General features: G+C 57.3%; 1 protein-coding gene. It reads left to right on the top strand.

Annotated features, from left to right (window positions below):
* Nucleotides 1-349: DUF5076 domain-containing protein (locus tag LNV07_RS25400; RefSeq protein WP_263574003.1), on the top strand; the 349-nt coding region annotated here is incomplete at its 5' end.
* Nucleotides 350-490: the final 141 nt, after the last annotated feature.

Here is a 490-nt window from a genome sequence, read left to right as displayed (position 1 = left end):
GACCGCAAAACGTCCATCCACCGACAGAGCAATTCCAATGACGCCTCTCGTGATTCCGCCAGCCGCTCAGCGCGATGAGCGCTCCATTCAGATGCTCAATGCTTGGATCGCTGAGCGTGGATTCCATTGCACGCTCAACATTGGATTCTTCGATGGGCAAGGCCACGATGAGGCTGAATCCTGGGGGGTCTTTTTGGCAGATCTGGTCAGGCATATCGGCAATGCTTGGGCAGAAGAACGCGGGACACCAGCAGCCCAAACGATCGACGCCGTCATGCTCTCCCTCAATAGCGAGCTGGACATGCCCACTTCAAACGTTGTCGGGGAGTTCAATGTTGGGCACTCATAACCTCTGCACATGGTCTGTTTGCTCGGATGTGCGGTCTAACTTGTCGCTCGAGCGGACCTCCGCCAGCTGGCCGCGCTATGCTGCTTGTATATTTTCAGCTCCGCGCGGCCAGCTGGCTGCGGCCCCTCAGCTCGAACGTTA

It is taken from the genome of Roseateles oligotrophus (genome assembly GCF_025717515.1).
GTDB lineage: Bacteria > Pseudomonadota > Gammaproteobacteria > Burkholderiales > Burkholderiaceae_C > Paucibacter_A > Paucibacter_A oligotrophus.
The sequence above is the reverse complement of the archived record's forward strand: the minus strand, read 5'-3'. Positions and strand labels throughout refer to the sequence as shown.